Source organism: Pelobacter propionicus DSM 2379 (genome assembly GCF_000015045.1).
Lineage (GTDB): Bacteria > Desulfobacterota > Desulfuromonadia > Geobacterales > Pseudopelobacteraceae > Pseudopelobacter > Pseudopelobacter propionicus.
This window is the reverse complement of the sequence record NC_008609.1, coordinates 2,870,510-2,885,000: the sequence shown is the minus strand read 5'-3', so window position 1 is coordinate 2,885,000 and position 14,491 is coordinate 2,870,510. Positions and strand designations below refer to the sequence as shown.

Sequence of the window (14,491 nt, the reverse complement as noted above, 5' to 3'; positions counted from 1 at the left end):
TCAAACTCCGAATACCGTTAACGAAGAGCGCGGGAGTCAGACGGCGGGTGATAAGATCCGTCGTCAAAAGGGAAAGAGCCCAGACCGTCAGCTAAGGTCCCCAAATTCATGCTAAGTGGAAAACGATGTGGAAATGCCCAGACAACCAGGAGGTTGGCTTAGAAGCAGCCACCCTTTAAAGAAAGCGTAATAGCTCACTGGTCGAGTGGGTCTGCGCGGAAAATGTAACGGGGCTAAGCATGGTACCGAAGCTACGGGTTGGCGTCTTAAGACGCCAGCGGTAGAGGAACATTGTGTAAGCCTGTGAAGGTCGATCGCGAGAACGGCTGGAGGTATCACAAGAGATTATGCTGACATGAGTAGCGAAAATGCGGGCGAGAAACCCGCACACCGTAAACCCAAGGTTTCCTCCGTCAAGGTAATCTGCGGAGGGTTAGTCGGTCCCTAAGGCGAGGTCGAAAGACGTAGTTGATGGGAAACAGGTTAATATTCCTGTACCACCTATTGTTGCGATGGGGGGACGGAGAAGGGTAGGCGATCCGGGCGCTGGTTGTCCCGGTTCAAGCGAGTAGGGGGGGAGAGCAGGCAAATCCACTTTCCCATTAACCTCGAGACGTGATGACGAGAGCGTATGCTCACAAAGTCGTTGATCCCATGCTTCCAAGAAAAGCCTCTAAGCTTCAGACAATAGGTGACCGTACCGTAAACCAACTCAGGTGGGTGAGGAGAAAATCCTAAGGTGATTGAGAGAACACTGGTTAAGGAACTCGGCAAAATGACACCGTAACTTCGGGATAAGGTGTGCCCTCATCAGGTGTAGCGATTTGCACGTGAAGCCGAAGGGGGTCGCAGAGAAATGGCGGTAGCGACTGTTTACTAAAAACACAGGACTCTGCTAAGTCGTAAGACGATGTATAGGGTCTGACGCCTGCCCGGTGCTGGAAGGTTAAGGGGATTTGTTAGCGCAAGCGAAGCTTTGAACCGAAGCCCCAGTAAACGGCGGCCGTAACTATAACGGTCCTAAGGTAGCGAAATTCCTTGTCGGGTAAGTTCCGACCTGCACGAATGGCGTAACGATTTCCGCGCTGTCTCAACCAGTGGCTCAGCGAAATTGAATTCTCGGTGAAGATGCCGAGTACCCGCGGTAAGACGGAAAGACCCCGTGAACCTTTACTATAGCTTGACAGTGACATTCGGAATAGCTTGTGTAGGATAGGTGGGAGACTATGAAACCGGTACGCTAGTATCGGTGGAGTCGTCCTTGAAATACCACCCTGGTTGTTTTGGATGTCTAACCTGGGCCCGTAAACCGGGTCGGGGACACTGTCTGGTGGGTAGTTTGACTGGGGCGGTCGCCTCCCAAAGAGTAACGGAGGCGCGCGAAGGTTCCCTCAGCCCGATTGGAAACCGGGCGTAGAGTGCAATGGCATAAGGGAGCTTGACTGCGAGACCAACAAGTCGAGCAGGTACGAAAGTAGGTCATAGTGATCCGGCGGTTCTGTATGGAAGGGCCGTCGCTCAACGGATAAAAGGTACTCCGGGGATAACAGGCTGATCTCCCCCAAGAGTTCACATCGACGGGGAGGTTTGGCACCTCGATGTCGGCTCATCGCATCCTGGGGCTGAAGTAGGTCCCAAGGGTTTGGCTGTTCGCCAATTAAAGCGGTACGCGAGCTGGGTTTAAAACGTCGTGAGACAGTTTGGTCCCTATCTACCGTGGGCGCAGGATACTTGAGAAGAGCTGTCCTTAGTACGAGAGGACCGGGATGGACATACCTCTGGTGTTCCAGTTGTGCCGCCAGGCGCAGTCGCTGGGTAGCCACGTATGGAAAGGATAACCGCTGAAAGCATCTAAGCGGGAAGCCTCCTTCAAGATTAGGTATCCCTGGGAGCAATCCCCTGAAGGCCCGTTGTAGACCACAACGTTGATAGGCTGGGTGTGTAAGCGCAGCAATGTGTTTAGCTTACCAGTACTAATCGGCCGTGAGGCTTGACCATAAAAATGAAATTCGGCCGGGGAAGGGCAACCTTCCCCAGGCCGATATATATCGAAGCAAGCGTGCAAACCTAAACACCACAATGCAATTGATAATGATCTGTAGAGGCAGGTTTCAAACCTGTCCCTGCGAAAGATTTCTCGGTGGCTATGCCGAGGGGGCCACACCCGTTCCCATCCCGAACACGGAAGTTAAGCCCCTCAGGGCCGATGATACTGCACGGGTAGCTGTGTGGGAAAGTAGGTCGCCGCCGGGAATAATAAAAGCAGCCCCATCACATCATGTGATGGGGCTGCTTTGCGTTTATACGACGTCAGTAAATTGTGGGTACCGGAGGGCGCATCGCCTATCCCTTCTTCAACAGCGACAGAATGTCGGAAAGAAGATCGGGATCGAACCCTTTGGCGACATGGACCAGGATGCCGTTGCACTCCAGAGAGATGGGCGCGTCAGGGAGGGTGAGTTCCAGGAATCTTCCGGAGACAGGCACAGCCAGACGCTTGCGCCAATAACGGAACCAGTAATAACTCTCGGAGTTTTCCCGGCACCACGCGGCCAGACTCATGCCGCTCTGTTTCCAGGCCGTGGTCTTGGCTGACCAATCCTGACTGACTGTCGACCGCATGAACCCTCCTCGTCGCTACACCACAGAATAACGAGGTCAGTCTCGTGACAGCAAGATGGGCTACGGTTGACGGTTACATAATAACTGCCACCCATCAAACACAAAAAACTCTTCATTGATATCTCCCGACTGTGTGTCAGGTTGTGTGTCAAATGAAGAGTCCTTATGTTTAAGGTAGCTGTTTCAGCTGCTTATGTTAAATGGTGGCGGTGCAGGGATTTGAACCCCGGACCTAGCGAATATGAGTCGCTTGCTCTGACCAGCTGAGCTACACCGCCGTTTAATATGCCTCTTTGGAGACCAAAGAGGCATAAATGTTTTTACGAAAGCTTTACAAAGAGATGTAATGTTTAAATGATTTTTGTGGCGCTGTCAAGGGAAAAGGTTCTGTTTTCTCCTGCAGCGGCTCTGTCGGTACCCAATGGTGGCGGTTGGCCGTCACCTACAGCGTGATGCTATCAAGCGCGCTGCGCACCTTCTGTAGGAAAACCGATGGCAAATATGGTTTGAATATCAATAGTGCATTTTCATCGACTAGTTTTCGCTGTTTGATGATCTCAGGCGTATGGCCGCTGGCGAATACTACCTTTATATTGGGAGCATGCTTTTTGATTTCGACATAAGCTTCCTGTCCGCTCATTTTGGGCATGACCAGATCGAATAGAAGCAGATTAATTCTCTCAGCGTGTTTCAGGTACTTCTGAACGGCGTCTTCCCCGTCAACGGCAACGATAACCTCGTAACCGAAATGCTGCAGTATGGCCTCAGCCATATTCCGCACCGCTTCATCGTCTTCTGCCAGCAGGATGGTTTCTCCCCCTTTTCCGGATTTTTCGTTCTCCAATGCTTTGTCTCTGTCTGTTGCTGTAGATGAGACCAGCGGGATATATATCCTGAACGCCGTCCCTTTGCCTGGTTCGCTGAATACGGTTATGTGACTTTCGTGCTGCTTGATGATGTGTGAAATAAGAGAGAGTTGTAGTTCCGGCCACTTGCTCTGTTCCTGTATGCTGAAAAGCGGATTGAATATGTGTTCCAGATCGTCACTGCCCATGCTGGCGTTGCTGTGTGTCACTGTCAGCAGGGCATAGGAATTGCGTGTTTTTAAATCGTTGATTGCACATACATCGGGGCCGAGTCTGGTCTGATCTGTGGTGATCGTCAGTGACCCGCCCCTTTGTGTGGTATCAAGAATCTTATTGATGAGACATGTTAAGAGGAGTTCAAGGTGGTGCTTGTCAGCACAAACCGTCAGTTCTTGATCCGATATCAAGGTTGTGCAGTTAATATCTTGGCCGAAGAGCCGCAACAGGTTGTTCTGCATCGATAAAATGGTTTCGTTCAGATTTATGTTTTTCTTTTCGCCTGACTGCTTTCTGCAAAAAATCTTGAGTTTATTTGTCAGATGTGCAGCTTTTTTGGCATTCGTCACGATTTGCTCCACATTTTGTCGATTGGGATCGTTTCTGGACATACTCATGAGGGTAGTGTTCCCGTATCCGACTATTGTGGACAGGTGGCTGTTGCATTCATGGGCGATCCCGCCAGCCAGTATGCCGGCTGCCTCCATCTTCTGAGCGTAATGAAGTTTCCGTTCAAGTGTTTTTTGTGCGGTTATGTCCTGCAGGGTGATGAGCAGCATGTCCTGTTTTCCTGTGGTTGCCCTGGAAATTGAAAGGATGAATGTGAGATTAGTCTCGCTGTCTTTGGCTGATAACGGCAGACTCACTTCTTTACAGGAATACTGTTGCTCACTATTTAGGCAATTTTTGATGCAAATACGCAACAAGCATTCTCGGCAGTTTGGTCCAAAACCACAACCTTCGGGAGTGTCCAGCGCGTGGATGCAGCGCAATGCCTCTCCGCTTCTCAGGCCGAGCATGTCAATAGCAGGCGATCCGGTGAGTGAACACCCATGTTTGTTGATTCTGCGAATTCGCAGTTCTCCATCCAGAAGTAGTAGTGGAAATGGGGCGACTTCAAAAAAATTCGAGAGCTGTTGTTCCTGCTCTTTAATAGTGTCCTCCGCCCGCTTAAATTCCGATGCTCTAATTGCTAGCTCTGATTTAAGAGTTTTTATTTCATCGACAACCTGTCTGCGCTCGGTCAGGGCAGCCTGAAGTTCGCGCACCTTCTCCTCGAGTTTGGTCGCCACGATCCGGCCATATTCCCGGAGATGCTTCCGGTCGCTTTTGTCGATTGTCGGGTATACTATCGTTTTCTGGGGCTTGCTGGTCGCGGTGATCGCCGCGTCAGCCTGCAGCCACACGCTCTCCGGAGCTTTGTTTTTGACAATAAATGCTGCTGCCCCCAGAGAAATGGCGAGTTTTTCTTCCTGCTCTCCGGTGAAGGTGTCCGAATAGAAGAGAAAGGGGATCGAGGTGAGTTTTGGGTCGGCCTTCAAAGCCCAGAGGAGTTGAAAGCCATCCATTCGTGGCATGAGTGTGTTGGATACGATAATATCCGGTTGGCGGTGAATGGCAAGGTCGAGACCTTCCAGTCCATCCGCTGCTTCGATCACCATGCATCCGTGTCGTTCCAGGGTGAAGCGCAAGATTTCTCGTTCATTGGGATTGTCTTCAACGATCAGAATGTTCACTCGGTTGCTCGCCCTGTGGACATGTATAGTAAATTTCTTGATCCGTCGGCCATGCTTTAGTCGTATGCAAGCTGGACTTTTTGAATGAGGATGCTCGACGCAGCGGATGTGTGTCATAACTCTAGCGTACCCTGGCTCATTTTCAAGTTAGATGTGAATAAACTCCAATCTCTGCTGTTTTTTGTGAGTTTTTTTTTGTTGACAAGCCAAACACAATAAAGGTAGTTTTAAATACCTCGATTGTGAATGTATCCACAGCGTCAATTTGCTTTACCCTCAGATACCCTTCACCACAAAGTTTAAGAATTTCCAAGTGTCACTAACAGTTCTTTCAAGCAGGAAATCTCCTGCTGTAAATACAATCCCTTTCTGCCGCTGCCTTGAGGTCAGAGTCACCCACTGAAACCCTATATGGCATTCACCAACCCCGCCATGCTGAAAATCAACTTTTGCAGCCGCATAAACGCATGTTCCACTCACATGCAGGAGAACCGATGAACTTACAGGAACTGAAAGGCAAGAAGATCAACGAGCTTAACGCCATTGCCCGTGATCTTAGTATTGAGGGCGCATCAAGCTTGCGCAAGCAGGATCTCATCTTTGCCATCCTTAACGCGCAGACCGAACAGAACGGCATGATCTTTGGCGAAGGTGTGCTTGAAACTCTCCAAGACGGCTTTGGGTTTTTACGGGCTACGGATTATAATTATCTGCCGGGTCCAGATGACATCTACGTTTCGCCGAGTCAGATCAGGCGTTTTAATCTGCGTACTGGAGACACCGTCTCTGGACAGATTCGGCCTCCCAAGGAGGGTGAACGTTATTTCGCTCTGCTCAAGGTGGAGTCCGTCAACTTCGAGTCACCTGAAGTCGCCCGGGAAAAAATCCTGTTTGACAACCTGACCCCGCTCTATCCTGAGGAAAAGCTGAAGCTGGAAACCGGTGCCGACAACCTTCCCATGCGTGTTGTCGAGTTGATGGCTCCCATCGGTAAGGGGCAGCGCGGCCTGATCGTTGCGCCACCTCGCACCGGCAAGACAATGCTGATCCAGAATATTGCAAACTCCATTGCCGCCAATCATCCGGAAGTCTATCTGATCGTACTGCTGATTGACGAGCGTCCAGAAGAGGTTACGGACATGCAGCGTTCGGTAAACGGCGAGGTGGTTTCCTCCACCTTTGACGAACCGGCGACACGCCACGTCCAGGTGGCTGAAATGGTCATCGAAAAGGCCAAGCGACTGGTGGAGCACAAGCGGGACGTGGTTATCCTGCTGGATTCGATAACACGTCTTGCGCGTGCATACAATACCGTTATTCCTCCTTCTGGCAAGATTCTCTCCGGAGGTGTGGACTCCAATGCTCTGCACAAACCCAAGCGTTTCTTCGGTGCTGCCCGCAATATCGAGGAAGGTGGTTCTCTGACCATCATTGCCACAGCACTGGTGGATACCGGCAGCAAGATGGACGAGGTTATCTTCGAGGAATTCAAGGGTACCGGCAACATGGAACTGCACTTGGATCGCAAACTTGTTGAAAAGAGGACGTTTCCCGCCATTGATATCAACAAGTCCGGAACTCGCAAGGAAGAACTGCTGATCGACAAGAACTCCCTGAACCGCATCTGGATTCTGCGCAAGGTCATCCACCCCATGAATGTTGTGGACAGCATGGAATTCCTTCTGGACAAGCTCTCAGAGGCGAAGACCAACCAGGCATTTCTGGATTCCATGTCCAAGTGAAAAAATAGGTTGTAAATAAATTCCCAAATCGCTAACATCAAACTTTGGTAGATCGTTGCTTGCGGTTGTTTCCGCGGCACTCGATTAATATGAAGGAGGAAGAGATGAAAGAAGGTATCCACCCCATGTATTCTGATGCCACCGTGAAGTGCCTGTGTGGTAACACGTTCCAGACCCGATCCACGCGCAAGGAGATCAATACCGAGATCTGCTCCGCCTGTCATCCGTTCTTTACCGGCAAACAGAAGCTGATCGATACCGCTGGGCGTGTCGAGCGGTTCAAACGGCGCTACGGCCAAGTATAGAAACGTTCAGCACCACAAGGGAGAGGGGGTTTTGTCGCCGGGCGAAATCCCCTTTTTCTGTTCTCCGGCAGGATGCGAAGATATGCTTCCGGGCGCGTGCAACGCCTCCGACCTACCACGGATACCCATGAATATCGAGCTCATTTCCCATACTCCTGAGCCGGAAAAGAGCGTCGCTCTGGCGGCTAGGCTCTGTTACTCGCCGGCGACGATCGCTGAATTGCGTAAGTCCTTCGATTCCTCCGACATCGAGTCATTCCTGAATAAAATCATGTCCCTCGGGCATCACTCGGTGCTGGAGCATGCCTCGTTCACCTTTGGAATCGAGGGTATCTCCCGCGTGACCTCCCACCAGCTGGTGCGCCACCGCATTGCCTCCTTTTCCCAGCAGTCACAACGCTATGTGTCCCATAGTGAGGAATTTTCCTCGATCATGCCCGGTTCCATCGCGGCTAATCCCGAGGCGCGTAGGATCTTCGCCTTTATGTCCGAGACGCTGCACAAGGCCTATTCCCAGTTGGTGGATATGGGTATTCCCCCCGAGGATGCGCGCTATGTGCTGCCCAACGCCACCGAGACCAAGCTGGTCATGAGCATGAATGCCCGAGAACTGCTGCATTTCTTCGCGTTGCGCTGCTGCCGGCGGGCACAGTGGGAGATACGCGAGATGGCCGTGGAGATGCTGCGGCTGGTGAAAAAAGTCGCTCCGGTGATCTTTCGCCAAGCCGGTCCCGGCTGTGTCAACGGTCCCTGTCCGGAGGGGCCGTTCTGTTGTGGTCAGGCCGATGGGGTGCGCGACTATTTCAAAAAACTGGAATAAATCGTACACTCCGACCCGAGGTGCAGGCGTGTTGGTTGCGGATGCGTTTCGGGGCGTTACGTGCAGGGCACGTTTTCACCGTGCGCTTTCACCGCGTTTGTTTTGTTTTAATCTGTAAGTGTGCATGCACAGGGGATTTCATGGAAAAGATCAATGTCGGCGGTCAGGCGGTAATCGAGGGTGTCATGATGAGGGCACCACGATCCCTCGCCATCGCGGTCCGTCGGGCAAATGGCGAGATAGTTGTCAAACGTGAACTGGTTGCGCCGTTGTCGGAGCGCTATCCATTCGTCAAACTGCCCATAATCCGTGGAGCGGTGGCGCTGTTCCAGTCGCTTGTCATCGGCATCAAGGCGCTCAACTTCTCCGCCAACGAGGCCATGGTGGAAGAACAGCCGGAAGGGGAGAAGGACGGTCAGGAGCTTTCCGCTTGGGCTATGGCCGGCACCATGGCTGTGGCGTTCGCCTTTGGCATAGGCCTGTTCTTCGTTCTGCCGCTCTACGCCACCAGACTTTTGACCCAGTTTGCCCTGATCAGCGATACCAATCTCATTTTCAATCTGGTGGACGGCGTCATCCGGGTGATCGTCTTTTTGCTCTACATCTGGAGCATCTCCCGCATGAAGGACATCAGGCGGGTCTTTCAGTACCATGGCGCCGAGCACAAATCCATTTTCGCCCACGAGGCGGGAGAAACGCTGACGGTGGAGAATGTACGGCCTTACAGCCGCCTGCATCCGCGCTGCGGCACCAGCTTCCTGCTGATAGTCATGCTGGTCAGCATAGCCGTATTCTCTCTGATCCCCAAACTTTGGCCCTTTTACCTCAAGGCCGGTTCACGGGTTGTGCTGCTGCCCCTGATCGCCGGCATATCCTATGAGTTCCTCAAGTGGGGCGCCAAACACGAGGCCAACCCGTTGGTCAGGTTACTCATTGCACCGGGATTGGCACTGCAGCGCCTGACCACCGGCGAGCCCGACGACGCCCAGTTGGAGGTAGCCATCCGGTCGCTGAACGAGGCGCTGGAGGTCAATGCCGGATACGCCGATGACCGGCTGGTGGTGTGAATCCGGATTTGGCTGGCGGAAACGGTGCGCCTGGTCGCTTCAGTGCTCTGATCCGTTGCGTCCGTGAGGTGGCGTGAGTAACTGCCATTTTGAGATGATATTTTTGTGAGAGGTCTTTGTGATGTTCGACAAGATAGAAGAACTTGAGCGGCGCTACCAGGAACTGGAAGCGCTGTTGTCCGACCCGGCGGTCATTTCCAACCAGCCGGAGTTTCGCAAGCTGTCCCGCGAACATGCCGACCTGACCGGCCTGGTGGCTGCCTACCGCCGCTACCGCAGGGTGCTGGAGGAGATGGAGGGAAACCGCGAGCTGCTGGCTGATGTGGATATGAAGGAGATGGCGGAAGAGGAGCTGAAAGTTCTGGAGGAGGAAAAGGAACGACTGGAGGGGGAAATCCAGATGCTGTTGCTTCCCAGGGATCCCAACGATGACAAGAGCGTCATCCTGGAGATTCGCGCCGGCACCGGCGGCGACGAATCGGCTCTGTTCGCCGGCGACCTGTTTCGCATGTATTCCCGTTTCGCGGACGTCAACCGCTGGAAGGTGGAGACCATATCCGCCTCGGAATCGGAGCGGGGCGGCTTCAAGGAGATCATCGCCTCCGTGGAAGGGGAGGGGGTCTTTGCCAAGCTCAAGTACGAATCAGGTACCCACCGCGTGCAGCGCGTTCCGGAGACCGAGGCCCAAGGGCGCATCCACACCAGCGCCTGCACCGTGGCGATCATGGCAGAGGCCGAGGACGTGGACATCGACATCAATCCGACCGACCTGAAGATCGACGTGTACCGCTCCTCCGGCGCTGGTGGTCAGCATGTCAACACCACCGATTCAGCCGTGCGCATCACCCACCTTCCCACCGGCACGGTGGTGGCCTGCCAGGAGGAACGCAGCCAGATCAAGAACCGCGCCAAGGCCATGAAGGTCCTCAAGACCCGCATCATGGACTCCATTCAGCAGGAACAGAACGCCAGGATGGCGGCGGACCGCAAGCAGCAGGTTGGTTCCGGCGACCGCTCGGAGCGCATTCGCACCTATAACTTTCCCCAGGGACGCATGACCGATCATCGCATCGGCCTGACGCTCTACCGCCTGGATGCCATCATGGCCGGGGATATCGCCGAGATCGTGGATGCCCTGCGCGCCCATTACCAGATGGAGGCGCTCAAGGCGCAGAGTGAAGAGTGAAGAGTGAAGAGTGAAGAGTGAAGAGTGAAGAGTGAAGAGTGAAGAGTGAAGAGTGAAGAGTGAAGAGTGAAGAGTGAAGAAAGCGCGGGGCGACCATCCGGTCGCCCCGCGCTTTCTTGTGTGATTCTTGGACAGTGGGCAGGCTCTTTGAGTCTGACGCGTACCCCGGTTCAGAGGTCCAGGATCATGGCGTTTTCGTCGCAGTCGGGAAACTTGGGGCACTTGACGCAGTCTCCCCATACCTTGTGGGGGAGTTCAGACTTGTCCACCAGTCGGAAGCCGAGGCTGGAGAAAAAATCGGGGCGGTAGGTCAGGCAGAAGAGCCGTTTCAGTCCCAGTTTGCGCCCCTCGTCGATGCAGGCCTGGACGAGTTTGCCGCCTATGCCCCTGCGGGTCGCCTCCTCGGCCACCGCGGTGGAGCGCACCTCGGCCAGGTCCTCCCAGACGATGTGCAGAGCGGTTGTACCCAGCAGTTTTCCCTCTTCTTCGTAGACGTAAAAATCGCGCAGCGACTCGTACAGTTCGGACAATGAGCGGGAAAGCATGTCCCCCTTGGTGGCGTAGGCCATCACCAGTTTCTGGATGTTTTTGACGTCGCTGATCTGTGCCTTACGAAGCATTGTGCCCTCCTTTATATCCCGACCCTCACCAGCGTTGGCTGAAGCACGCGGATCAGTTCCGCGGGTTGCATGCGCACCAGATACCCCCGCTTGCCACCATTGATGATGATCTCCGGCAGTGCGGCGATGCTCTCTTCCATGTAGACCGGCATCTTGCGGCGCGTACCGAAGGGGGAGGTGCCGCCTACCAGGTATCCGGTATGTCTGTGGGCGGTCTCCGGTGTGCAGGGGGTGATCTGTTTGACGCCTACGATCCGCGCCAATTCCCTGGTGGAAACCTGCCGGTCGCCGTGCATCAGGATTATCAGGGGGATCTGCCGGTCATCCTCCATCACCAGGGTCTTGATGACGATATGTTCGTCCACCCCCAGTTCTCGTGCCGAAACGGTGGTGCCTCCCTTGTCAACATAGCTGTAGAGGTGGTCCGTAAAAACCACATGCTCCTGGCGCAGGTGCCGCACTGCCTGGGTTGTGGGTGTTTTGCTCTTTGCCACTGCATTGTCCTGATTGTTTGTTTCGTGTGCGTTGCTCTTTTGGTGCGCTTCCGGCCCGCCATGGTCTGCAAGATAGCACGCTTTTGTTCCCTTGTCACGCGGCGGGGCTTCTGCTTTTTCTGTTCACATTGCCGGGCTGTTCGTGATAAAGAGGTATGCTGCATGATGTACCCACTTTAACGGAAACCCCATGGGGAGGCTTACATGACTGAGTATAGAGCGATGCAGGAACTGCCGGATGTGGCTGGATACGGGGCTGGAGACGTGCTGGTGCTGGCGGGCGAACTCTTTGGCCGCGGCTATGCCAATGGTTTGCTGGATGAGGCCAGGCGCATCGGCATGACCGTGATCGGCATGACCGTGGGACGGCGCGACTCCGATGGCACGCTGCGCCCCCTGACTGCCGAAGAACTGGCAACTGCCGAGGCCAACCTGGGGGGCACGATCATCAACGTGCCGCTGGAAGCCGGCTTCGACATGGAGTCGGTTGACGGCCAACCCTCCATCGCCGAACTGCTCAAGAAGGCCAGGCCCGATGACTGGAGTTCCATCACCATTGGCGCCGATGTGATCGAGAAGGCCAGGGCGGCCGGTACGGCCCGTTTCCGCGCCGCGTTGCGACAGATCGTTCAGCAGCTGGACGGCATGATCCCTGCCAGCGCCAACGTCCTGATCGCCCATACCATGGCGGGGGGGATCCCGCGGGCGCGTGTCTTCATGCCGCTGCTCAACCGGGTCTTCAAGGGGACCGGCGACAAATACCTGGCATCGGCTGATTTCTGGAACAGCGATCTGGGCCGGCTCTGCGACGCCAGTTTCAACGAGGTGACCGCGGATACCTTCCGCTACCTGATCGAGGAGACCGCCCCCCTGCGTGAGCGCGCTGTTGCTGCCGGTGGCCGGGTCAACTACTCCGCCTATGGCTACCATGGTACCGAGGTGCTGGTGGGGGGGGAGTATCTCTGGCAGTCCTATACCCCCTATGTTCAGGGGTGGGCAAAGATCCGCCTGGAGGATGTGGCCAAGGAAGCCTCTGAAAAGGGGATCACGGCTGCGGTGTTCAACTGCCCCGAGATTCTGACCAACTCCAGCGCCCTCTTCCTGGGGGTGGAGATCTCGCTTTACCCGCTGCTCAGCGCCATCCGCGCCAGCATAGGCGATGGGGCCGAGCCTCTCTTCCAGCGTTGCCGGTCCCTGCTCAAGGAGGGGGAAACCCTGGAGGTGATGCTGGAGCGGGCCGACGCCTACCTGTCGTCGCCGGTGGTTGCACCCATGCTGGACTATGCCTCCTGGCCGCACCACAACACCAAAGAGCAGGCCGAGCTGATGCTGGCCGCGTCGGCCGAACTGATGGGGATGCATACCGACCAGAAGCAGTTGGTCTGCGCCGAGCTGTCCCGGGTCGTCTTCCGCTCCACCGGCAGGCTGATTCTGCACGGGTCGTGGAATCCGCCCGCTTCTGCGGTCTGGCTGACCCACCCCGTCATTGCACGATTGCTTGCCGACACGCTCGGGCAGGGCATCCTGTAGGCACGGTTTTGGTTTTTTTGTAAGGAGACACCTGCTCCGATAGTGCTGCCTCATCTCCTTCCCGTGGCAGGTTCCCGCGGGAACAATGTGTATCTCTTCCAAGGGTGGTGTCTGTCGGAGCAGTATTCTGTTTGTACGATGGGGAAAACATGAAGATGGGATTCAGGGCTGTTTTTGCGGCTCTCTGTACGCTGACGTTGCTCCAGGGGTGCGCCGAACTGAAGCTGAACAAGCCGACCGACGAACTCTACCGGGATGGCGAGGCCTCGTTCCAGAAGGGGAAATACGAGGATGCCGTGATACAGTGGCGGCGGGTCAAGGAGAGTTTCCCGCCTCCGGAATTGTCGGCCAGGGTGGAGATCAATATCGCCGATGCCTATTTCCTCAACAAGGATTACATCGAGGCGGCCGCCGAGTATGAAAACTTCCGCAAACTGCACCCGAACCACGAGTTGATGGGCTATGCCCTCTACGGCCAGGGGCTCAGCAATTTCAAACAGATCAAGGGGATCGACACGGACCAGACGCCGGTCAAGAATGCGTTGTCACTCTTTGAGTCGTACACCAAGCTCTACCCTGGCGGAGCCAACCTGCCGGATGTGCAGGCCCGGATCGTCGATTGCCGCGACAAGCAGTTGCAGTACGAACTGTACGTGGGCAAGTTCTACCTGCGCACCGGATCCTACCCGGCCGCCATCGCCCGCTTCGAGGAGGCGCTGAAGGGATTCGGGGACCTGCCGCGCAGCGACGAGACGCTCTTTTATCTGGGTAGTGCCTATGTGGAGAACGGCCAGAAGCCCAAGGGGCAGGAGGTCTATACCCGCCTGCTTAAGGAGCATGCCACGAGCTCCTTTGTCCCTGAAGTCAAAAAGGCTATGGCTGCGCTGTGATGGGAACGGATCAGATCGCCTGCTGGGCCATGATCGTGGCCGCTTATCTGCTCGGTTCCATACCGACCGGGCTTTTGCTGGGAAAACTGTGCGGCGTTGATGTGCGCAGGGAGGGGAGCGGCAACATCGGTGCCACCAACCTCTACCGCACGGTGGGGCGTTGGGTGGGAGTCATGACCCTGGCAGGGGACTGTCTCAAGGGTGCTGTTCCGGTGCTGCTGGCAAGTCGGTACTGTTCCCCGCCGGAATGTGCCGCCTGGGTCGGACTGGCCGCCTTCTCTGGCCATGTGTTCTCGCTGTTCCTGAAGTTCAGGGGAGGCAAGGGGGTCGCCACCGCCCTGGGGGTCTTCCTGGTGCTGTCGCCCCTGGCCGTTGTCTGTGCCCTGGCGCTGTTCGTGGGGCTGATGCTGGTCTGGCGCTATGTCTCATTGGGGTCGATCATGGCCGCGGCGTTGATGCCGCTGGCCGTTGTCTTTCTGGGGGGGGGTAGGGACCTGTTTTGGGTGACCCTGATCATATCCCTGGTGGTGATCGTCAAGCACCACGAGAATATCAGGCGCCTTGTGGCGGGAACGGAGAATCGCTTCAAGGCCTGAGCGAGGTTTGGTGTCGTCCG

At 55.2% G+C, this 14,491-nt stretch carries 12 protein-coding genes, 1 tRNA gene and 2 rRNA genes (1 of these 15 only partly in view); 10 read left to right on the top strand and 5 right to left on the bottom strand.

Annotated features, from left to right (window positions below; all coding sequences use genetic code 11):
• Nucleotides 1-1,998: ribosomal RNA gene (locus PPRO_RS13095) — 23S ribosomal RNA — on the top strand (it extends 953 nt beyond the left edge of the window).
• Between the two features lie 138 nt (nt 1,999-2,136).
• Nucleotides 2,137-2,253, top strand: a 5S ribosomal RNA gene (rrf, locus tag PPRO_RS13090).
• Between the two features lie 90 nt (nt 2,254-2,343).
• On the opposite strand, the gene tnpA is transcribed toward rrf, so the two are convergent.
• From tnpA to PPRO_RS19620, 3 genes are all read right to left on the bottom strand, one after another.
• The gene (gene tnpA, locus PPRO_RS13085) at nt 2,344-2,622 is read right to left on the bottom strand and encodes an IS66 family insertion sequence element accessory protein TnpA (RefSeq protein ID WP_011736510.1); all 279 of its coding nucleotides are present in this window, start codon (nt 2,620-2,622) and stop codon (nt 2,344-2,346) included.
• Between the two features lie 201 nt (nt 2,623-2,823).
• Nucleotides 2,824-2,900: transfer RNA gene (locus PPRO_RS13080), tRNA-Met, on the bottom strand.
• 164 nt (nt 2,901-3,064) lie between these two features.
• Nucleotides 3,065-5,221: a response regulator gene (locus tag PPRO_RS19620; protein WP_011736509.1), complete on the bottom strand. Its 2,157-nt coding sequence runs from the start codon at nt 5,219-5,221 to the stop codon at nt 3,065-3,067.
• A gap of 494 nt (nt 5,222-5,715) precedes the next feature.
• On the opposite strand from PPRO_RS19620, the gene rho reads away from it, so the two are divergent.
• The 5 genes from rho (at nt 5,716) to prfA (ending at nt 10,341) form a co-directional block, all read left to right on the top strand.
• The gene (gene rho, locus PPRO_RS13070) at nt 5,716-6,963 is read left to right on the top strand and encodes a transcription termination factor Rho (protein ID WP_011736508.1); all 1,248 of its coding nucleotides are present in this window, start codon (nt 5,716-5,718) and stop codon (nt 6,961-6,963) included.
• A gap of 104 nt (nt 6,964-7,067) precedes the next feature.
• Nucleotides 7,068-7,268, top strand: a complete 201-nt coding sequence (rpmE, locus tag PPRO_RS13065; protein WP_011736507.1) for a 50S ribosomal protein L31 — start codon at nt 7,068-7,070, stop codon at nt 7,266-7,268.
• A 127-nt stretch (nt 7,269-7,395) separates the two neighbouring features.
• Nucleotides 7,396-8,088, top strand: coding sequence for an FAD-dependent thymidylate synthase (gene thyX, locus PPRO_RS13060; RefSeq protein ID WP_041532321.1), 693 nt, complete (start codon nt 7,396-7,398; stop codon nt 8,086-8,088).
• Nucleotides 8,089-8,228: 140 nt separating this feature from the next.
• Nucleotides 8,229-9,155 (top strand): DUF1385 domain-containing protein, encoded by a 927-nt coding sequence (locus PPRO_RS13055; protein ID WP_011736505.1) that lies wholly within the window; start codon nt 8,229-8,231, stop codon nt 9,153-9,155.
• A gap of 121 nt (nt 9,156-9,276) precedes the next feature.
• Nucleotides 9,277-10,341, top strand: coding sequence for a peptide chain release factor 1 (gene prfA / locus PPRO_RS13050; RefSeq protein WP_011736504.1), 1,065 nt, complete (start codon nt 9,277-9,279; stop codon nt 10,339-10,341).
• A gap of 170 nt (nt 10,342-10,511) precedes the next feature.
• Here prfA and PPRO_RS13045 read toward each other — a convergent pair whose 3' ends face one another.
• Nucleotides 10,512-10,961 (bottom strand): N-acetyltransferase, encoded by a 450-nt coding sequence (locus PPRO_RS13045; protein ID WP_011736503.1) that lies wholly within the window; start codon nt 10,959-10,961, stop codon nt 10,512-10,514.
• An 11-nt stretch (nt 10,962-10,972) separates the two neighbouring features.
• The gene (locus tag PPRO_RS13040; protein WP_011736502.1) at nt 10,973-11,455 is read right to left on the bottom strand and encodes an aminoacyl-tRNA deacylase; all 483 of its coding nucleotides are present in this window, start codon (nt 11,453-11,455) and stop codon (nt 10,973-10,975) included.
• Between the two features lie 204 nt (nt 11,456-11,659).
• Here PPRO_RS13040 and PPRO_RS13035 point away from each other — a divergent pair, with 204 nt between their 5' ends.
• The 3 genes from PPRO_RS13035 to plsY all read left to right on the top strand — a co-directional run bounded on the left by PPRO_RS13035 (nt 11,660) and on the right by plsY (nt 14,471).
• Nucleotides 11,660-12,985, top strand: coding sequence for an enoyl ACP reductase FabMG family protein (locus PPRO_RS13035; RefSeq protein WP_011736501.1), 1,326 nt, complete (start codon nt 11,660-11,662; stop codon nt 12,983-12,985).
• Between the two features lie 149 nt (nt 12,986-13,134).
• A complete protein-coding gene (locus PPRO_RS13030; protein WP_011736500.1) occupies nt 13,135-13,875 on the top strand; it encodes an outer membrane protein assembly factor BamD in 741 nt (246 codons plus the stop codon).
• Nucleotides 13,875-14,471, top strand: a complete 597-nt coding sequence (plsY, locus tag PPRO_RS13025) for a glycerol-3-phosphate 1-O-acyltransferase PlsY (RefSeq protein WP_011736499.1) — start codon at nt 13,875-13,877, stop codon at nt 14,469-14,471. The genes PPRO_RS13030 and plsY overlap by 1 nt, the downstream gene beginning before the upstream one ends.
• The last annotated feature ends 20 nt before the right edge of the window (nt 14,472-14,491 follow it).